The sequence below is a fragment of the Bacillus sp. YKCMOAS1 genome (genome assembly GCF_030268125.1).
GTDB classification, from domain to species: domain Bacteria; phylum Bacillota; class Bacilli; order Bacillales; family Bacillaceae; genus Bacillus; species Bacillus safensis.
Genome location: NZ_BSEI01000002.1, coordinates 44,528 through 63,164, shown reverse-complemented (window position 1 = coordinate 63,164; position 18,637 = coordinate 44,528). Strand labels below are relative to the sequence as shown.

The 18,637-nt window shown below is 35.2% G+C and carries 22 protein-coding genes, 1 riboswitch and 1 other annotated feature; of the genes, 4 read left to right on the top strand and 18 right to left on the bottom strand.

Going from position 1 to position 18,637, the window contains the following annotated elements:
- Window positions 1-71: 71 nt before the first annotated feature.
- Window positions 72-171: riboswitch (purine riboswitch) on the bottom strand.
- Window positions 172-320: 149 nt separating this feature from the next.
- Window positions 321-516, top strand: a binding site (T-box leader).
- 43 nt (window positions 517-559) lie between these two features.
- Both proS and QSJ46_RS05385 read left to right on the top strand, forming a co-directional pair.
- On the top strand, window positions 560-1,993 hold the full coding sequence (proS, locus tag QSJ46_RS05390; RefSeq protein ID WP_285604413.1) for a proline--tRNA ligase: 1,434 nt from the start codon (window positions 560-562) through the stop codon (window positions 1,991-1,993).
- Between the two features lie 133 nt (window positions 1,994-2,126).
- Window positions 2,127-2,303, top strand: coding sequence for a hypothetical protein (locus tag QSJ46_RS05385; RefSeq protein WP_164512187.1), 177 nt, complete (start codon window positions 2,127-2,129; stop codon window positions 2,301-2,303).
- A 35-nt stretch (window positions 2,304-2,338) separates the two neighbouring features.
- Here the strand turns inward: QSJ46_RS05385 and QSJ46_RS05380 are convergent, their stop codons facing one another.
- The 7 genes from QSJ46_RS05380 to QSJ46_RS05350 form a co-directional block, all read right to left on the bottom strand.
- Window positions 2,339-3,115: a sulfite exporter TauE/SafE family protein gene (locus tag QSJ46_RS05380; protein WP_059374510.1), complete on the bottom strand. Its 777-nt coding sequence runs from the start codon at window positions 3,113-3,115 to the stop codon at window positions 2,339-2,341.
- Window positions 3,116-3,173: 58 nt separating this feature from the next.
- A complete protein-coding gene (locus tag QSJ46_RS05375; RefSeq protein WP_212040292.1) occupies window positions 3,174-3,404 on the bottom strand; it encodes a sulfurtransferase TusA family protein in 231 nt (76 codons plus the stop codon).
- Between the two features lie 33 nt (window positions 3,405-3,437).
- Window positions 3,438-4,565 (bottom strand): MBL fold metallo-hydrolase, encoded by a 1,128-nt coding sequence (locus QSJ46_RS05370; protein ID WP_285604412.1) that lies wholly within the window; start codon window positions 4,563-4,565, stop codon window positions 3,438-3,440.
- Window positions 4,566-4,580: 15 nt separating this feature from the next.
- Window positions 4,581-5,141: a sulfurtransferase TusA family protein gene (locus QSJ46_RS05365; protein ID WP_058837228.1), complete on the bottom strand. Its 561-nt coding sequence runs from the start codon at window positions 5,139-5,141 to the stop codon at window positions 4,581-4,583.
- 47 nt (window positions 5,142-5,188) lie between these two features.
- Window positions 5,189-5,542, bottom strand: a complete 354-nt coding sequence (locus tag QSJ46_RS05360) for a rhodanese-like domain-containing protein (RefSeq protein ID WP_285604411.1) — start codon at window positions 5,540-5,542, stop codon at window positions 5,189-5,191.
- A gap of 14 nt (window positions 5,543-5,556) precedes the next feature.
- Window positions 5,557-6,039 carry a DsrE/DsrF/DrsH-like family protein gene (locus QSJ46_RS05355; RefSeq protein WP_039176122.1) on the bottom strand — a complete coding sequence of 161 codons (483 nt, stop codon included), beginning with the start codon at window positions 6,037-6,039 and terminating at the stop codon, window positions 5,557-5,559.
- Between the two features lie 124 nt (window positions 6,040-6,163).
- Window positions 6,164-6,424 (bottom strand): metal-sensitive transcriptional regulator, encoded by a 261-nt coding sequence (locus QSJ46_RS05350; RefSeq protein WP_003217059.1) that lies wholly within the window; start codon window positions 6,422-6,424, stop codon window positions 6,164-6,166.
- A 184-nt stretch (window positions 6,425-6,608) separates the two neighbouring features.
- Between QSJ46_RS05350 and QSJ46_RS05345 the strand changes: the two genes are divergently transcribed.
- The gene (locus QSJ46_RS05345) at window positions 6,609-7,115 is read left to right on the top strand and encodes a hypothetical protein (protein ID WP_224930075.1); all 507 of its coding nucleotides are present in this window, start codon (window positions 6,609-6,611) and stop codon (window positions 7,113-7,115) included.
- Window positions 7,116-7,270: 155 nt separating this feature from the next.
- On the opposite strand, the gene QSJ46_RS05340 is transcribed toward QSJ46_RS05345, so the two are convergent.
- From QSJ46_RS05340 to QSJ46_RS05295, 10 genes are all read right to left on the bottom strand, one after another.
- The gene (locus QSJ46_RS05340; RefSeq protein WP_285604410.1) at window positions 7,271-8,491 is read right to left on the bottom strand and encodes an MFS transporter; all 1,221 of its coding nucleotides are present in this window, start codon (window positions 8,489-8,491) and stop codon (window positions 7,271-7,273) included.
- Window positions 8,492-8,507: 16 nt separating this feature from the next.
- Window positions 8,508-9,812 carry a phenylacetate--CoA ligase family protein gene (locus tag QSJ46_RS05335; RefSeq protein ID WP_024427459.1) on the bottom strand — a complete coding sequence of 435 codons (1,305 nt, stop codon included), beginning with the start codon at window positions 9,810-9,812 and terminating at the stop codon, window positions 8,508-8,510.
- Between the two features lie 16 nt (window positions 9,813-9,828).
- Window positions 9,829-10,890, bottom strand: a complete 1,062-nt coding sequence (locus QSJ46_RS05330; RefSeq protein WP_285604409.1) for an Ldh family oxidoreductase — start codon at window positions 10,888-10,890, stop codon at window positions 9,829-9,831.
- A 248-nt stretch (window positions 10,891-11,138) separates the two neighbouring features.
- A complete protein-coding gene (locus QSJ46_RS05325; protein ID WP_285604408.1) occupies window positions 11,139-11,954 on the bottom strand; it encodes a sulfotransferase in 816 nt (271 codons plus the stop codon).
- On the bottom strand, window positions 11,935-12,774 hold the full coding sequence (locus tag QSJ46_RS05320) for a sugar phosphate isomerase/epimerase family protein (protein ID WP_224930062.1): 840 nt from the start codon (window positions 12,772-12,774) through the stop codon (window positions 11,935-11,937). The genes QSJ46_RS05325 and QSJ46_RS05320 overlap by 20 nt, the downstream gene beginning before the upstream one ends.
- A 17-nt stretch (window positions 12,775-12,791) precedes the next feature.
- A complete protein-coding gene (locus tag QSJ46_RS05315) occupies window positions 12,792-13,520 on the bottom strand; it encodes a hypothetical protein (protein WP_224930059.1) in 729 nt (242 codons plus the stop codon).
- The gene (locus tag QSJ46_RS05310; protein ID WP_224930056.1) at window positions 13,517-14,449 is read right to left on the bottom strand and encodes a Gfo/Idh/MocA family protein; all 933 of its coding nucleotides are present in this window, start codon (window positions 14,447-14,449) and stop codon (window positions 13,517-13,519) included. The genes QSJ46_RS05315 and QSJ46_RS05310 overlap by 4 nt, the downstream gene beginning before the upstream one ends.
- Window positions 14,450-15,268 (bottom strand): glycosyltransferase family 2 protein, encoded by an 819-nt coding sequence (locus tag QSJ46_RS05305; RefSeq protein WP_285604407.1) that lies wholly within the window; start codon window positions 15,266-15,268, stop codon window positions 14,450-14,452.
- Window positions 15,244-15,834 carry a polysaccharide deacetylase family protein gene (locus tag QSJ46_RS05300; protein ID WP_224930051.1) on the bottom strand — a complete coding sequence of 197 codons (591 nt, stop codon included), beginning with the start codon at window positions 15,832-15,834 and terminating at the stop codon, window positions 15,244-15,246. Before QSJ46_RS05300 ends, QSJ46_RS05305 begins: the two co-directional genes overlap by 25 nt.
- Window positions 15,835-15,997: 163 nt before the next feature.
- Entirely contained in the window at window positions 15,998-16,483 is a 486-nt protein-coding gene (locus tag QSJ46_RS05295) for an ATP-binding cassette domain-containing protein (protein ID WP_024427467.1), read from the bottom strand.
- Between the two features lie 140 nt (window positions 16,484-16,623).
- Between QSJ46_RS05295 and QSJ46_RS05290 the strand changes: the two genes are divergently transcribed.
- A complete protein-coding gene (locus QSJ46_RS05290; RefSeq protein ID WP_024427468.1) occupies window positions 16,624-16,983 on the top strand; it encodes a VOC family protein in 360 nt (119 codons plus the stop codon).
- 28 nt (window positions 16,984-17,011) lie between these two features.
- On the opposite strand, the gene QSJ46_RS05285 is transcribed toward QSJ46_RS05290, so the two are convergent.
- The gene (locus QSJ46_RS05285; RefSeq protein WP_224930049.1) at window positions 17,012-18,358 is read right to left on the bottom strand and encodes a nucleotide sugar dehydrogenase; all 1,347 of its coding nucleotides are present in this window, start codon (window positions 18,356-18,358) and stop codon (window positions 17,012-17,014) included.
- Window positions 18,359-18,637 lie beyond the last annotated feature (279 nt).

Sequence of the window (18,637 nt, the reverse complement as noted above, 5' to 3'; positions counted from 1 at the left end):
CATCCCTTCTCTATATCATCGCTTTCACTTTTGATACAGGGTGCAGACAAACAAAAAAACCCTGATTACAAAAAAGGAAAGCGCGCTTTTGTAATCAGGATTTATCGGATCCTGGTAGAAACCCTCAAACCATATTATTGAGGTTATACAAGTCTATTTTTTTCTTCAAATATATTAGCATAGCCTTACATAACTCGCAAGCTGTAAAAATAGAAAAATACTGCCATTCCAATCCCTAAGCAAAAGGCGCCAAAAAGGCAATCAGAACAACTTGCTTTCTCCTTCATTAACAGGTAAACTGATGAAAAATCAACGTACAAGGATCAACGTAGATCTGGAATAGTAACTTGAATCGATCTTTAACAGAGAGGGAACGGTGCTGAGAAGTTCCTACTGACATCTTCAAGTGAACCTGCCGATTTAGTTCTGTTTCATACAGCGGTTCATACCGTTATCATGATTGAGTGTAAAGCTGTGCTTTAAATTAGGGTGGTACCACCAGGAATGGTCCCTAACTTAAAGTACAGCTTTTTTGATTTTTAAAAAGGAGGAACCTGCAATGTCAAAGAAACAATTTGTTGAGAAAATTACAAGCATGGAAGACGACTTTGCCCAATGGTATACAGATGTTGTGACAAAGGCGAGGCTCGTCGATTATTCAAGCGTGAGAGGCAGTATGATCATTCAGCCGTACGGCTTTAAAATTTGGGGGAATATTCGCGACGAACTTGACCGCCAGATTAAAGAAACGGGTCATGAGAATGTCTATATGCCGCTCTTTATCCCAGAGAGCCTGCTGCAGCAGGAAAAAGATCACATCGAAGGCTTTGCTCCTGAAGTGGCGTGGGTCACACATGGCGGTGAATCCGAATTACAAGAAAGGCTCTGCGTCAGACCAACCTCTGAAGTGCTGTTCGCTGAGCATTACAAAAACATTATTCATTCCTACCGCGATTTACCAAAGCTATATAACCAATGGGCCAATGTCGTCCGCTGGGAAAAGACAACACGTCCCTTCCTTAGAACCCTTGAATTCCTATGGCAGGAAGGACACACGTGCCATGAGACTGAGCAAGAAGCGATTGAAGAAACAGAAAGAATGCTTCACACTTACGCTTCTCTTTGCGAAAATCTCCTTGCCATTCCTGTCATTAAAGGGAGAAAAACAGAGAAGGAAAAATTCGCCGGCGCCCGCTTCACCTATACAGTCGAAAGCTTGATGCATGATGGAAAAGCACTCCAAACTGCCACTTCTCATTTCTTCGGGAACGGATTTGCCAAAGCATTTGGCATCGAATTCTTAAACCGTGAAGGAAAACTAGAGCATGTCCAGCAGACTTCATGGGGCTTCACAACAAGAATCATCGGCGCCATGATTATGGTGCATGGTGACGACAGAGGGCTTGTCCTCCCACCAAATATTGCGCCAACCCAAGTGCGTATCGTGCCAATCGCTTCTCATAAAGAAGGTGTGCTGGATCATGCCTACGAATTGAAGGATCGCCTCGCCCGCATCGCACGTGCTGACATCGATGCAAGCGATAAACAGCCTGGCTGGAAATTCAACGAATGTGAAATGCAGGGTATTCCGCTTCGTGTAGAAGTAGGACCAAAGGACATCGAAAAAGGACAGGTGATGCTCGCAAGACGAGACACTGGTGAAAAGCAAGCTGTCACGTTAGATGCACTTGAACAAACCATCACAGCAACGCTTGAAGACATCCAGCAGACCATGTACGAAAAGGCAAAAGAACGATTACATGAAAAAACATCACAAGCCCACACGATCGAAGACATCGAGCAAATTCTTGCGGAAGAAAACAGATTGATTAAAGCCATGTGGTGCGGTGACGAAGCCTGTGAAAACGACATAAAAGAAAGAACAGGTGCGACCTCACGCTGTATCCCATTCGAACAGGAAACCATTTCCGACACATGTGTCTGCTGCGGAAAGCCTGCATCTGATATGGTGTTCTGGGCGAAAGCCTATTAAGAATAAAGAAGCATCTCAGGATGCTTCTTTTTTTGTTAAAAAGACCCAAACACCCATTGACCTCACCTCCACGATCCCCTATAATTCATATTAATATAATCGGTTTTTAAGACTTTAATTGGAGTGGTGATATATGAAACGCTGGCCCTCATTCTTTGCCGAACGCTGTCCTAAATGTAGAACAGCATTAGAAGTCTCAAAGTCCAATGCCCTGCAAGGCAAAGTCGTGAAAACATGTCCTAACCTTCATTATCAAAAAGAGTACCACCCCGCACTAGAAACATATATCGAGCACGATGACGTAAAATAAAAAAGACCAACATGTTTGCTTTGTTGGTCTTTTCTTTATAAAATATCAAGCCAAATTTTAACCGCTGTCGCCGTAATCATCACAGCAAGGGCCCATTGCAAATAGACGGCATTGATTTTCTGACCGACCTTCGCACCAAGCGGAGCGGCTGCCAAACTTGCCGCCATCAACACAATCGCAGGAAGAAGCATGACTTGACCCGTCAATACCTTTCCAGTCGATGCGCCTATCGCAGAAAGAAACGTAATCGCAAGTGACGACGCAATCGTCATCCGTACAGGAATTTTTAAAATAGACAGCATGACAGGCACTAAAATAAATGCACCGCCTGCGCCTAATACCCCAGAAACACTGCCAATTACAAAGGCAATACCTGATGCCAGTCCTTTATGAAAAGTGACTTCTCCCTCTGCGTCTGCACGCTGTCCTTTTTTCGGAATCAGCATGAGAATAACCGCCACAATGGCAAGTAATCCATAGACGAGGTTCATCCCTTTCTCTGGCATAAAATGTGATACATAACTGCCTAATAAGCTGCCCGCCAATATACTGCTTCCCATATATAAAATCAGCGAGCGATGTAAATATCCGCTTTTCCGATACGCCAGTACACCACCCAGCGTCGAAAAAAGCACTTGAATGGCGCCAATCCCTGAAACCTCGTGTGCTGATAATGCCATCACACCGAGAAGAGGCGGGATATAAAGCAGCATGGGATAGTTGATCACAGATCCGCCGATCCCCACCATTCCTGATAAGAAGGAACCAATACATCCGATGATAAAAAGTGTAATCAAAAACGCAAAATCCACGCTGGTCTCCTCCTTTGCAAAAGGAAAAGGGGATCTTCAGCAGATACCCCTACATCCTTTAGGACCCTTTTCTCATCCAGAACTTCAGCACGTGACCTTCTTCTGTCTTCGTGATCAATTCATGTCCGCTTGACTTCGCCCATGCAGCTAAGTCAGCTTTAGCCCCTTTATCTGTTGCATGTATTTCTAAAACTTGACCTTCCGCCAAGTCGTTCATTTTTTTCTTCGTTCGAATAATTGGCATTGGGCATGCAAGCCCTGTTACGTCTAAAATTTCATCTGATGTCATTTGATGATTCCTCTCTTCTTATTTTATTGAACATTACCGAATCGCACAACGGTTTGGACCAATTTCCATTTCCCGCTGCTCTTCATCGTCTGGAGTCAATTTCCCCATGTTGGTATACCGAATGTCTTGATAGGCGTTTGGCTGTGCAGGAAGATTCTTCGTGACCATTTGTCTAAATACATCTTCATCTTCAATGTTCAGTCCATGATTTTCTTCAAATAGAACGCCAAGTTCCTTCCAAACGCTTCCGTCTTCATTCACTTCTTCCATGACCATGAAATGCGCAGGTAAAACAATTAATTCTTTCGAAAGCGCCATATATCGGTCATAAAGTGTTTCTCTCAAATCACCTACCCAGTCCTCCGCCAGTCCAGCAAGATCAGGTCTTCCGATAGAATCAACGAACAGAATATCACCCGAAAGAAGAAATTGATTGTCTACGATAAAAGATGTTGAGCCGATCGTATGTCCCGGGGAATAAAGAGGGTGAATGTCAATGGAAGACGTCCCAATTGTTATCCGCTGTCCTTCTTCAAGATGTTTGTACTCAAAGGTTACCTCTTCTGCATCTTTTGGCGGCAGCCAGTAGGCAGCTCCTTTCTGATCAGCTAGTTTTTTCCCACCAGAAATATGATCCGCATGAAGGTGAGTATCCAGCACATGCGCCACCGAAACATCATGCTTTTTCGCAAAATCGATATAGACCTCCGTCATTCGAGCAGCATCCACAACAGCGGCTTCTCCACTTGACATGATCATATAGGACAGACATCCCTTACCCATTCGTACAAATTGATACAGCTCTCCACCGCCGCTTAAATCACCAATCTTCACTGGCTCGACATGCTCACTCCATGCCTTCATACCACCTTGTAAATAACTGACCGTTCTGCCCGCCTCTGACAGCATCTCCACCACCATAATAGAGGAGCCCTCTTTGGCACACACAACGAGCACTTCTCGGTCTGTTGGTACTTTCTCGACCATATCCTCTACGCCATCAAGAAGCTCAAAGTAAGGCACATTGATATAATCAACGGCTTTTCCTTCAATCTTCCAGTCCTGTACATCTGATTCGTTTCGTACATCTAACAAAAAGATGGGCTCTTTGTTGATAATCTTTTTTGTTAACTGTTCTGCTGTCATTGCTTTTACAGACATCGTTTTATTCAGCTCCTATTTTTCAATCTCTCCTGTCCAGCTGTTCATGCCTGGCACTATATTCACTAATTGTTGAAATCCTTTTTCTTTTAACTTTTGCGCGGCTAATTCACTTCTTCTGCCTGAATGACAGATGAGGTAAATAAGCGTATCCTGGCTCAATTCTTCTGCACGGTGTTCGACTTCTCCAAGCGGGATATGAACAGCTCCTGGAATATGACCCGCCTCGTATTCATCCAGTTCTCGTACATCTAAAATAAACAAAGATTGATCTTCTTTTACCTTCTGTTGGAACGTATTCAAAGACATTTCCGAAATCATTGACTCCCCTTCTTTCTCTTGCACTCCACCCTTACGTATCAAATGATGAAGCACCTGTCCTTCTACTTTTGTTCCTAAAAATTCGTGGCCGGCACTCTTTGACCATGCCGCTAGATCCGCTGCTGATCCTTTATCGGTAGCTTGCACCTCAAGCACGTCTCCAGGTAATAGCTCATTCATTTGTTTTTTTGTTTTCACAATCGGCATCGGACATGCCAATCCTTTTGCATCTAAAATGACAGTTGGTTGCTGCACGTGATGTCCTCCTTTATATAGGGGTGGGGGTATATTTTTATACGTACTTAATGCCAAGCATTCATACCACCCTTGATGTTTGTAATATGTGTAAATCCTTGCTTCTTCAATATTTTCGCTGCCTGCATACTTCTCATCCCGCTTTGGCATATCACATAGACCTCTTTGTCTTTCGCAAGCTGATTTGCTCGTTCTTTTAGCTGATGTAATGGGATGTTGCGAAATCCTTTAATATGGTTTGTTTGAAATTCTACAGGAGACCGAACGTCAATCAGTTGTTGATGCTGCCTACGCAATTGAGGTTTCATATCGGCTGCATCCATTTGTTTTATACCCTTTACAGGGAGAAAACGGCTCACCAGCAAACCAATGACGATGATGATCAAAAGTGTTTGAATCATGTATTAACACCTCACTAGATAAATAAATTCACATTCCCAATTTCAGCCTCAGCTAAATACGCCGCCACACCAGCATATTGAATATCATCTAATAACTCTTTCTCCTGCAGCCCTAAAAGGTCCATCGTCATTGTACATGCCACGAGGTTAATCTCCTGTTCCTTCGCCATATCAATGAGCTGCGGCAAGGTCATCGCATTGTGCTTTTTGATCACGTGCTTAATCATCTTCGGGCCCATACCAGCAAAATTCATTTTTGAAATGCCCATTCGATCAGCCCCGCGCGGCATCATCTTACCAAACATTTTTTCTAAAAAACCTTTTTTCATTGGCACCAACTCATCCTTGCGCAAGGCATTCAGCCCCCAAAACGTATGAAAAATCGTCACCTCATGATCATAGGCCGCTGCACCATTGGCAATAATGTAAGCCGCCATCGCTTTATCATAATCTCCACTAAATAGCACAATCGTCGTGCGTTTTTTCTGTTCTTCCATTCTGCTCCTCCTTTTTCAATTACCCATAGGGGTATAAATAAAATAAAAAATATATACATATACCGGTAAGGGTATATTATAACAAGTGAAAAAATCCGTCAACCTCCAAAGGCTGAAGAATTTCTTACCGGCTTTTCACCAATAACTCAACCGCTTCTTTCACAAGACCCTCCGTATCCTTGCCTTGTTCAAGACTTTCACGGACACATTGCTCAAGATTTGTACTCACAATCACACCCATTGCACGATCAATGGCATTGCGTGATGCAGACAGTTGCGTCACCACCTCGCGGCAATCCTTTCCCTGCTCCATCATCGCAAGAACCCCTTTAATCTGCCCCTCAATCCGGCGAAGACGGTTCTTCATCTGTTGATTATATTCCATGCACAAGTACCCCTTTCTATTCTTTCTATGAACAGATATTATACCCTAAGAGGTATTTAGTCAAGCGACTTGTCCTTCTCTTTTTTAGAGAAAGTATGTGAAAATAATTGCACATTCCACCATTTATTGATAAAAAGAAAATAATCAACGAACGAGAAATCATTGAAAGAAAAGAGGACAGCCCATGACTTTACAGCATTATATTGGATCAAACAAAGAACTGCCGCTTGGTACCATTGGTCAAAATCCTACCTATAAACCATTCTCTGAACTCAATATCAACATGTTTGATAAAAATCAAAAAAAGCCAAAAACCTATCAAAAAGAAGAACTTTTGATAGAAGTATTTGAAACAGAAGAGGATTTCGAAGGCATTCACATTGATGATCTAGATCCTGTCTATGAAGCGGTAAGAAACAAATTCACGCATCCTTTTGTTTATGAATTAGACATCATTCATTCTCTTCGTGCACTTTTTAAATTCATTGAAAAAGAGCTATCAAAAGGAGAAACCATCGAAATCTATTCTTGTCTAAATGAACTCGAAACGAAAGAAAAGGACGATCAATTGGATGTAGAAATTGACCTAAGCAAAAAACGGTATGGAAAACATATCGATTTTAAAGAGATCGATGATCTGATTGATATGTTCGAATTAGAAAACTTACAATATGTGTTGGTGAAGAAGTAGAGCTCCTGCCATTATTCTTTCATATAAATTTTAAATAACCGTCTGAATAAAATGAATTTTTTTCTTATGTGTAACACATCCTTTGCAAAAAATAGTGTCAGATTAACTGTAATATTAATAAAAAGATTTGTTTTTTTATATTTATTAATATCTCTTTATCTAGAAATAACTGATGAGATTAATTTTTGAGTACTTTTTTGTTTGAGAAAAACTATGGCATATATCAAAGCAATAATGGTTGGTATTAGTAAAACCATGTAAGCGAAATTAGCTCCATGAGTTTCACTTATTAGTCCTAGTATTGGGCTTCCTATAACTACAGATCCTTGGTTAATAAACATTCTGTAGCTGGCCATTCTACCATGATATAATGAATCAGTAATCATTTGTTGTATGGATTGTGTAATTACTCTTAACAAAGCAGTACCAAAGCCTAAAAAGAAAATACCAAAAAAAGAAAAAATAATAATTCTACTAAAAGAAAGGAGAGAAAGTCCTAAAATAACAACACCTATAGAGATAGTCGGGACAAAAGACTTTGTTTTTAAAAATAACCATGAAATAATTAAACCTGCAACTATCGCCCCAGTAGACAAGGCTGCTTCCAATAAACCAAATATAAAGCTTGGTTTACCAAGATATGTCTTAGTATAAACAGAAAGTAGACCGGTGTTTGAATGCAATACTAGCTGACCAACACATCCAATTCCAAAAAGTCCTAAGATGATCTTATTTTTTAATAAATAGTTAAAACCATCTTTAAGATCGAATAATATCGAATTTTTCTCCCGTTCTAATTGAATTGAATTAACATTAATAGATTTTATAAAAGATAAAGATAATAAAGATAGGAGGCTAATTATTAATATTATCAAAAAAATATATACTGCATCTAAAAATATAAATAAAAATCCTGTGGAACTAACCCCAAGAATCCATCCTATTTCACCGATACTTGTTGAAATCCCAATGATCTTTGTATACTCTTTTTTAGAAAAAGTTTGTACAATAAGGGCCTGCATAGCAGGTCTAATAATTGAACTCAACAATTGGACTATTACGTGAGATGTAATTATTGTCCAAACAACTAATGAGTTGGTAGCAATAAAGATTGTCAGAAATAAAATCATTAAACTCTGAATTGATAAAGAAATAATGATAATTTTTTTTTTATTTAAGCGATCAATAATAACTCCTGAAAAGAGATTTACTAACAATCCTGGGATAAAACCAATTCCAACCATTAAGCCAGAATAGAATGCATTACCTGATGTTTCATATAGAATCCAAGTTAAAGCAATTATATACATTGAAGAAGATGTTGAGGAAAAAAGAACGGTTAATACGTATAACCATGAACTATATTTATTTAACATAGTAATTCCTCCAGATTTAACTCGTTTCAACATTACATAAAAAAGACTTTATTTTCCCATTACTCCCTATTAAATCTTCGATATTACAAAAATTTAACCTGATGTCTAATTTACATCCTAATTCTAAATTTAACTTTTCTCGGTATTTAAATATATCTACTTTGTTTTTTTCTTCATTAATTACAATATTAATATCAATTTCCCCTGGAATTGACTGCTTTAATTGGAAGCAAACGACATTTATATCTTCCAAATCTCTCTTTAAAACATACGTATTTAATAAATCACCATCCTTCAAAACAACCGGATTCATTTTTCGACCTTCAAGTAATTTAATTGTTTCACCTTTATATCCGCAAGGACATTTACTTGATATTAAACCCGTATCCCCAGTTTTATATCTCATAAATGGCATATATTTGTTTATTAATCCAGTAACCACGAATTCTCCTGATTGATTATTCTTTTCATTTATTAAGTTTCCATCTTCATCAATTAATTCAATAATTACACTTTCCTCATAAATATGATAATGATCCTCTATGGACGAACACTGGACTGCTATATCTCCTATTTCCTGCATCCCATAAGTATCAACTACTTTCGACTTATAGGCATTTTTTATGTAATTTCGGGTTTGACTTGTTAAAGATTCTCCACCGCATATTAGTAATTTAATGCCCTTTAGTTTATGAAGTAATTGATTTTTTTCGAAAATTTTGTATAATAAGAGGATTTCAGAACCATGACCACTTATAATATTTGGCTTAAAGTCTATAATTTGATTCAGTATACTTGTTTCAAACTTACCTAAAGAACCATTTATACCTATTAAACCTAAACTGAAAAATGGTAAAGTTTCTTCTGTTTTATCTGAAAATCCATTAATTCTTCCAGCAATTCTTAAAATCCTTGGATGCTCCGTTATGTTATATTCATCTAAAATGAACATAAGGTTAGCTAGTCCCTCATAATAGGATTCAATATTATGTATAGAAGAAAAGGGGGTTCCTGTAGAGCCTGAGGTATTTGTAACATAACAATCATTTTCATTTATATTATTTATATCATCCGATACATAATCTTCGTAACTATCTATAATTTGTTCTTTATCTACTGTAGATATTTCATTCAATAGAATTCTTGGATTTACCGAATTTTCTTTTTCTAAATTTAAAAATTTCGGAACTTTTTGTGTTGCATAACTCAAAAGCTCCTGCAACCTCTCTTCTTGAACTTTCATTCTAAAAGAAAAATCACTCCTGGATTTATTTTTAATTTTGATTTTCTTATTTAATCGCTCTTCTACTAAAGGAATCATATTACCCACTCCTATCTTATTTTTGCAAGATCCGAGTATCTATGTTATATTGTTTCCCCAAATTATTTAATGTCTCTATTTGCTTCTGATCTAAACTTATCCCTTCTTTTATTTTTTTTTGATAAAATCTTTTCTCACGTTCACCAGGTATTAAAATTTCCTCAGTTCCTTCTGCTTTTTTTGAAGATTTAATTAAGGAAATCCAATCCTCCGTTCTATTAAAAAATTGTTCTAATTCCATAAAAATATTTATACGTATTCCAATAAAAGTATGTGAAGATTCTGCAACTGAGGAATAATCTGCCCTTTGTCTTTTTACTTGAGAAGCGTATAGCCCACCACTTAATACTCCAGTAAACAAATCGATTAACATGCCAATGCCGTATCCTTTGTGTTTACCGAATGGCAAAACTACCCCCTCATTTAAAAAATCTAACGGGTTATCAGTATTTTTACCATTTTTGTCAACAATCCAGCCCAAAGGTATTTTTTCATCTCCTTTTTCTACAGCTGCCCTTACTTTACCGCAAGCAACTTCCCCAGAAGCAATATCTAGTAAAAAAGAATTCTCTTGCCTTCCAGGAAAACAAACTGCCATTGCATTATTACCCAATACAGCCTCGGCCCCTCCCCAAGCAGCTACGTTTGGTCCTGAATTCGTCAATACTATACCTATCATTTCATTTTCAGCAATCATATTAGCATAATATCCAAGCATACCAATATGATTACTGTTTTTAACCATAACGATCCCAACCCCCTCTTCTTTAGCTTTTTTTACAGCATTTTCTGTAGCTAGAGATGCTGTTGCCGGACCTATTCCTCCATCAGCATCTATCATTTCTAACATGTCATTAAGTTTTTCAATATTCCTCTTAGGATTAATCCTAATTCCACCTTCTTTAATTCGCTTAATATAAGTCTCAATTAATGAAATTCCATGAGAATCAATACCACAAAGATTAGCACTAACCAAAACATCTGATGTAATTTCGGCATCTCTCATAGGTAAACCTACTCTTTGCAAAACTTGAGAAATGAATTTTTTTAAGTTTGTTGAATTGACCATTTGAACCATAGTAGACAGCCCCTTATATATTGATCCAAACAACAAATAAGGCAAATGTTAAATAATTTGCCTTATTTGTTTCTTTAAAACTACTTATTTGCTAATTACAGATACACTTCCTTTAATATTTAAAAGTTTTTCGATTTTTTTCTTTTTCATATTATCTCACCTCCTTTATAGTTAAAATAATACTTTCGTGGTTTATTTTAACATTATATAAAAAGATTGTAAATATAATTGGGGTTATATTCTGAAAACTATCTATTTTTGATCAATTCAAGCCAAATGTCTCTTATTGTAGGCGGTAATAAATCAACTGAAAAATCGGAATTTTTTTTATTTATTTTTAAATTATTGAGCGTATTATGAAATGACATGTTCAAAAAGTTTGTTAAACGTACTGTCTCTTTTCCTTCACACAGATCATTATATTCAATTATAAGATACTTATCTTTTTCCCACTTGCGCATAATTGAAATAATTGGTTCATGCCAACTCTTCCATTTTATTAAATTATTGGTAGAGTTAAATGGACGCCATGGCTTATTTTTATTCCAGTTTAAGATGGAATTTGAAACGTCAAATGGATTGCGAATTAGCAGTATATATTTGGCATCCGGAAACAATTTATCAATATACGGTATTTGATGCATATACTCGTTATACTTATCGCCCCATAATATATAGTCTTCATAAGCTTTCATAATGATTTGACGTGACAAACTAACAGCATCCAAATCAGTCCCGTTAGCTACCAAAGCTGCTGCTTCATGAAGAGCGAAATCGACTTTCTTTAACCAATTTTCCACTCCAATTCCGCTGGGCATAATTCTTCTTAATGCGAAAGAAATTTCATCAGATCTAAAATGTCCAAAAGCGATATCGTCATCAGTAAGCCATCTTTGTAAAAAGTAAATCAATTTCCCATTAATGGTAAATAGACCGCCATGTTTGTTAAACTCATGGTTCAAGGAATACGATAATGCTGTTGTACCTGACCGTTGCACTCCCAATAAAAATACAGGATTATTTTTTTGTAAGACATTCATATTTTTATTTAAAATATGAAGCAAACTCTTTCATACTTTTTAAACTTGCTTCATACCCTCCTCTTGAAAATTCATCATACCAAGGATTATCTCTTATCTGTTGAGGAATTATACGATCTGGTCTCCAGTGAGTTTCAAGTGAAAACCAACCATCATAACCGTCATTAGTTAAAAATTTCACGATATCTTTCCATGGGACATCTCCATCGCCAATATTGACGTATTCTTTTTGACCTTTGGAATCTTTTACATGAATGTGCTTTATAACATCTCTCCCTAATTTATAATCATTAGGAAATGGATTTTTATTAAATCCAGAATAAACTGTATTTCCAGGATCCCAAAGTACACCTACTCTATTATTATTTAATACTTCTAAAAAATCGATCATTTGTACTATTGAAGGTGTATTCGTTCTCATTCCAGTTTCCACAAGAATCATAATATCCTTTGGTATAATATCTTCAATAATACCTTTCATTATTCTTCCCGCCTCTTTTGGCTCAGGTTGTTCTTTTCTATAAAATGAGAAGACTCTAATGAATTGGGCTTTTAAAATTCTCGCTTGATGAACTGCATGTAAAAAACTATCTCTCGCTTCTTCTATCTGCTTTATTGTCTTGGGAATTGCCGTTTTAAAAACAGGGGAATCAAAACCAACAATACTCAAACCCTTTTTTTCAATACTATATCTAATAGAGTCCAATTGTTCATCGTTAAGTTGATCTGGTCTTATATTCCATACAGACCTAACCTCAATTCCTTTGTAATCGCATTCCTGAACTGTGGAAATAACATTATCTAAATCTTGATCGATTTCATCTCCGATTATGGCCAAATTCACCGTCAATACCTCCAATCTTAAGTATTTATTTGATTAAGTAGTTGTTTAGTAATTAAGTAATCTTCTTCGTAGGAGTTAGAGCGCGTTTCAATTGTAATAAACATAGATGGATTATCTAACAGCTCAAAAAATTTTTTTAATGGATTTAAATTTATTTTCTCTAAAGGTAAATGCCGAGAATTTATTGGATTACACCAATCAAATCCTTTTATTTGCATTGCTTTTACAGCTTTTTTCAAGCGTAATAAACTAATATTTTCAATATCATTGCAAATTTTAAAGAGGCCCATAATATCCAAAAGAATATCAACGCCATTTTCTTGGTGTAATGTTAGCAAAGTATCTATATCAGCGTAACCATAATGAGTTTCCACTAAAATATTCTTATTCAATATATTTTTTTTAATTTCAGAAATTTGCTGTATTGTAATCATCTTGTTGTGTTCACTCATACAAGACTTATGAGCTAATATTTTTATTTTTACATTTAAATTTTTATAGGGAGTTAACAGTTCCTTTATTAGCTCTTTGGTAAAAAATTGTTTTCCCAGAACTAAATCTAGTCCTATAAATGCAATTTTTATTCCATTTTCAATAAAAAAATCACATCCCTTTTCCTCCCATTTTTGTCCTTTACCTACTCTTAAATCTAGGGTATTACATTTAAGTTTTTTTAAATAAGCAAGTATTTCATCTGCAGTTTTCTCAGGAAAACAATTAGTTGAAAACCCCACATATCCACTCATTTTAGTGCCCTTATATTAGAATTCATTTTCTCAATAATTTTTATCGTTCCTCTAAAATTTTCAATATTACATATTTCTGGGCGTTTCCCTATTTTTACTGAGTAAGAGAAATCCTCATACACTAACTTTCTTAAATCAACTGTTGTTTTCTTAGGATAAATCTGCTTCTGATTTATACCGCTTTCTAAATATACAGTTCCGTTTATATAAGTAAATACATTATCTCGATCATATATTATTATTCGTTCGTTTCTTTTTTTTGCCTCAGCTGTTACTGCTAAGGTAAGTACAGATCCATTACTAAATTTTATTATTCCTGCTGTTCTTATATCTAAGCCATATTGATAGTTACGTATACCTTCAAATAAAAAGGAGACCGGTTTCCCTAATAAAATTGATGCAATATCAATGTAATGAATACCTATATGAGTCGTAATTCCACCCCCAGCTGAATTTGGATTTTCTCGCCAAGACCTAAAATACCTTTTCATCTCTCGTGGTCTTGATACTTCTAATGTAGCTATTGTTTCAGGTCCCCACTCAATATCAAACACTTCTTTTGGTAACTGGTAACGATGTTGTAACATTACTCCAATAACCTTGTTATAAATATTTGAGTATTCAATTAATTCATCTAATTCTTTTTCACTAAGACACGGGGGCTTTTCTAATAAAATTGATTTACCTTTTTTCATAGCTTCAATAGCCATTTTTGTTTTAAATTGAGGTTGAACACAAAAAGCTATTGCGTCAACTTTTGGATCATCTAAAACATCTTGCCAACTAGAATATGATTTATAATTATCTATTCGTTTAGTTTTATCTTGTTCAAAAACACCTATAAGATTTACTTCTTCGGTACTGTTGATAGCTTCAACATGCTGCTTTCCTGCCGTCCCATAACCAATTAATGCTAAATTTATTGACATTTAATCTATTCTCCTTATTTTTTTCTTAGCGGATAGTCGAGCAGTTAAATGGATAATGTTCAAACATCCATTAAATAATGAAACGATTAAAGATCCTTGATATAAGTTTCGGAACTTTACTATTTCTTTAATAAAGGTTTTCCAGCAAATAGCATCTGATTTTTCTCTTCCAGATTTAAAAGCCTCCTTAACAGCCTGCTTTACACCTTTGCTATTCCTATGTAAAATCACTAATTCGGGAATAAAGCAAATTTCATAACCAATAGCATCTAAATCTCCTACTATTTCGTTATCTCCACCGCTAGATAAGCGACTGAACCCATTAACCCTTTTAAAAATATCAGTCCAAATCGCACTGTTACCGCCCGAAAAAAAATCAACTTTATCTCCTCTTCTTAGATTTTTGTACCTCATGTTATATCTCTCCTGTCTTGCTTTTGATACAATACCACGGTCAAAGCGGAGTACTCTTCCTGTAATCCCACATTTTCTTTTTTCGAGAAAAGAAATTGCAGTAGCTATCCAATCAGGAGTTGGTATAGCATCATCATCAAGAAAAGCAATTATTTTAGACTTAACCAAATCTACAGCTTTATTCCTACATGCAGCTGCACCAATTGATTTGCTGTTTCTTATTATTTTTAAAGGTAAATCAAATTCTTTTATCGCAAGAGGCTTTTTAGAATTATCATCGATAATGATTATTTCCTCAATCAATGCAACATTATTTTTTAATAATCCTTGTAAACACCTTTTAAGATCATGTTCCCTATCTTTAGTAGGGATAATCACTGTTACCCGTACCATTGCATTCTCCATTTATCTACCAACCTTTCCCATTCATGATTTTGCCTAGCAGGAAGATAGGTCCTGCGAATATTAGTATCTATTTTTTCCCACGATTGTGCTGGTGCTTTAACTGTCCCAAATGCTAAAGTATCCTCAGGGAAGTTTATTTCCGATCGGGGTAATAAGCCGTAAGGATAAGAAAAATGAATAGAATCTCTATTAAACTTACTTTTTAAGGTATCTATTGAAATTATAATTTCATTATTAGCCTCTTTCATTGATAATTTATTTAAAGCTGAATGTGACAAGGTATGTGCACCTATAGTATGTCCCATACTATGTAATTCAATTATTTCAGTCCATGACAAATAATTTTTCCAGGGATTTAAACACAAAGATTTTATGCCTATATTATTTGTTGTCAAAAAGAAGATAGCCTTTACCTCATACTTATTAAGTAAAGGTAATGCAAAATCATATGTGTCTCTAAACCCGTCATCGAACGTAATTAATACTGATGGTTCTTTAGGATTCCAATCGAAAGACCTTTTACTTATAACGGAAGGGTCTATTACTTTAAAATTGTTCAATAACAAGTTTAAACCCTCCTCAAAGTCTTTAGGTGTAATACTGGTATAGTGTTTTAAAGTTGGATGTACATGGTGGAAATACAGTACTAAAGGCCATCCGGGGGCGGATCCACAAAATGCATTTATTAACTCTGACTGTTTAGACATTACAACCTCCATAATGTATAAGCTAGACATTGATTTTACCGTTTTCTAGATAAACGATATTTGATGTGTGTTTTTTAAGAATCATAAAGTTATTGGATAAAAGAATTGTTGTGAAACAATTTGCTCTTCTGTTATACAAGAGTTCCGATAACTTATTAAAATCAAAATCTTCAATATCATCGATAATCAATATTTGAGGAGGATTACTTTTAATTCTTTCAATGGCACTAAAACACTTACCCCTTCTTTTAAAAGTAATTAAACTTAACCTTCTTTTTCGTCTTTTGCTTAATAAACCTATTGATTTACCTTTTTTGGTATTCACTATTTCACCAGTCAATGGGGCAATTTCTCCAATCATAATTCTTGCTAAAGTCGATTTCCCGCTCGAACTAGACCCTATTATCCCCTGCACAATCCCTTCATTCACAGTATAGTTTAAAGCTGCCAATACAATATTTTCTTCACCCGTCGGACCAAAGGATACAGTTATGTCCTTTAGAATCATATTGCCCACCGCCAAATTTTCAGATTATTCCCGAAAATTCTAACCTGCATTTATTTTTTTGTCAATTTTTTGTTTAAATTAAAAAATTATGGTAAGTTTATATTGCAAGAATATCAAATAACGTTGTGGAGGAGAAACTTATGTTTGTTGGAATTGATCATGTTCAAATTGCAGCTCCTAAAGGTAGTGAAGATGAGTGCAGAGAATTTTTTTCAAAAATACTCGGAATGGATGAAATACCCAAACCGGAAAATCTCAAAAAGCGCGGAGGAGTTTGGTTTCAATGCGGCACCCATGAGCTTCATATTGGTATTCAGGAAAACTTTATCCCCGCAATTAAAGCACATCCAGCTTTCAAGCTAAAAGATATAGATAAATTAAAACAAAGATTAATTGAAAACAATATTAAAATAACAGAAGATGAACCTTTAGAGGGAGCTACACGTTTTTATGTAAATGATCCATTCGGTAATCGATTGGAGTTTTTACAACGTCACTAATTACTAGAACAAAGTAATGAGAGTATCTTCATTGCTTTGTTTTTTCTTTTATTTCTTGGAATACAGATCCAAACTTGAATATTTTCTCACTTCTATAATTTTCAAAGAAGTTTCTAGTATCTACTATGAGTTTAGTGTTTTGTAAGATCAATTCACGATTATATTCGCTATGATCAGTTATTAATACAACACAATCATAATGATTAAACAGGTCATAGTTAAGAGGTTTAGATATTAATAGCCTTCCTTCATTATCCTCAAACTCCATTACATGAGGATCATTAAAATCTATCAATCCTCCACTTTTCTTTAATAATTCATACAATTCTATTCCTGGTGACTCTCTTAAATCATTTATATCAGCCTTATATGCGATCCCTAAAATCAAAATTTTTGATCCCTTTATTATTTTCCCATATTCAAAAAGGGCTTTACTGATATTGTCATGAATATATTTAGGCATATTTTTATTTGTTTCATAAGCCAAATCTATAAATTTAGAAGTGAAATTTGATTCTTTGGCTTTCCATGATAGATACATAGGATCAAGAGGAATACAATGCCCTCCTATCCCTGGACCAGGAAAAAATTTCATAAACCCAAAGGGTTTCGTTCCTGCTGCTTCAATTGTCTCCCATATGTCAATTTTTAAATTTTCTGCTAAAATAGCCATTTCATTAATAAAAGCTATATTAACATTTCTAAATGTATTTTCTATCAACTTGCTCATTTCAGCAATTTTTGGTGACGATACTGGAATAACTTCATCTACAAATGATTCATACAACAACATACCCAAAGTTTCACATTTTCTTGTAGTCCCACCTAAAATTTTTGGCGTATTCTTAGTATTATATTTTAAATTGCCTGGATCTACTCGTTCAGGAGAGTAACACAAAAAACAATTCTCTCCTACCACATAACCCAACTCTTCAATTCCTTTTTGAATAATATCTTCAGTAGTTCCTGGATATGTAGTACTTTCTAGTATTATTAATAAATTTTCTTGCATAAATTTTTTTATATAATAAAGAGCAGACGTTATGTAAGTAATATCTGGTTCATTATTTTCAGTTAAAGGAGTAGGTACGCAAATAATAATTGCATTTAGTTTCTTTATAATACTTTTATCGTTAGTCGGAAAAAAATTTTTTTGAACAATACTCTCCTTAATTTTGCAGGAAGGAATATCCTGAATATAAGATTCTCCTTGATATAGTTTATTTATCTTTCTTACATCTTCATCTATTCCATATACAGAAAATCCAGAATCAGCGATTTCCAAAGCTAATGGCAAACCAACATACCCTAAGCCTATTACACCAATATTAGCTGCCTTATCAATAAATTTAGTTTTTATCTCTTCGAAACTCACTCTTTTTACCCTCCCAAAAGAAACTGTTTAAAAAATAAAAGTCTCACTTGAATTTAAGTCTAAATATCCAAACTATTAAATGGGTATTTTTCTTAGTTTTTACAATTTTACAACAAATATAATCACAAGTCTAATATTTATTTAAGTTGTTGCTTTATTGTTACTAATTCATTATTTTCAAAGTAGAAACTCCCCATAATTTAAAAGCTAATGATTGTAGGCAAATTATCATGATTATCAAAGCTGAGGATCAACGATCTACACATAACCAGTAATATA

Bases quoted from the DNA above. Each gene is read 5' to 3' on its own strand.
- QSJ46_RS05355 (WP_039176122.1), bottom strand. From the start codon at position 6,039: ATGGAAGAACAGAAAAAACGCACGACGATTGTGCTATTTAGTGGAGAT.
- QSJ46_RS05290 (WP_024427468.1), top strand. From the start codon at position 16,624: ATGTTTGTTGGAATTGATCATGTTCAAATTGCAGCTCCTAAAGGTAGT.
- QSJ46_RS05315 (WP_224930059.1), bottom strand. From the start codon at position 13,520: ATGAGTGGATATGTGGGGTTTTCAACTAATTGTTTTCCTGAGAAAACT.
- QSJ46_RS05345 (WP_224930075.1), top strand. From the start codon at position 6,609: ATGACTTTACAGCATTATATTGGATCAAACAAAGAACTGCCGCTTGGT.
- QSJ46_RS05375 (WP_212040292.1), bottom strand. From the start codon at position 3,404: ATGACATCAGATGAAATTTTAGACGTAACAGGGCTTGCATGCCCAATG.
- QSJ46_RS05310 (WP_224930056.1), bottom strand. From the start codon at position 14,449: ATGTCAATAAATTTAGCATTAATTGGTTATGGGACGGCAGGAAAGCAG.
- QSJ46_RS05330 (WP_285604409.1), bottom strand. From the start codon at position 10,890: ATGGTTCAAATGGTCAATTCAACAAACTTAAAAAAATTCATTTCTCAA.
- QSJ46_RS05360 (WP_285604411.1), bottom strand. From the start codon at position 5,542: ATGATTCAAACACTTTTGATCATCATCGTCATTGGTTTGCTGGTGAGC.
- QSJ46_RS05335 (WP_024427459.1), bottom strand. From the start codon at position 9,812: ATGATTCCTTTAGTAGAAGAGCGATTAAATAAGAAAATCAAAATTAAA.
- QSJ46_RS05340 (WP_285604410.1), bottom strand. From the start codon at position 8,491: ATGTTAAATAAATATAGTTCATGGTTATACGTATTAACCGTTCTTTTT.
- QSJ46_RS05305 (WP_285604407.1), bottom strand. From the start codon at position 15,268: ATGGAGAATGCAATGGTACGGGTAACAGTGATTATCCCTACTAAAGAT.
- QSJ46_RS05385 (WP_164512187.1), top strand. From the start codon at position 2,127: ATGAAACGCTGGCCCTCATTCTTTGCCGAACGCTGTCCTAAATGTAGA.
- QSJ46_RS05370 (WP_285604412.1), bottom strand. From the start codon at position 4,565: ATGTCTGTAAAAGCAATGACAGCAGAACAGTTAACAAAAAAGATTATC.
- QSJ46_RS05350 (WP_003217059.1), bottom strand. From the start codon at position 6,424: ATGGAATATAATCAACAGATGAAGAACCGTCTTCGCCGGATTGAGGGG.
- QSJ46_RS05295 (WP_024427467.1), bottom strand. From the start codon at position 16,483: ATGATTCTAAAGGACATAACTGTATCCTTTGGTCCGACGGGTGAAGAA.
- proS (WP_285604413.1), top strand. From the start codon at position 560: ATGTCAAAGAAACAATTTGTTGAGAAAATTACAAGCATGGAAGACGAC.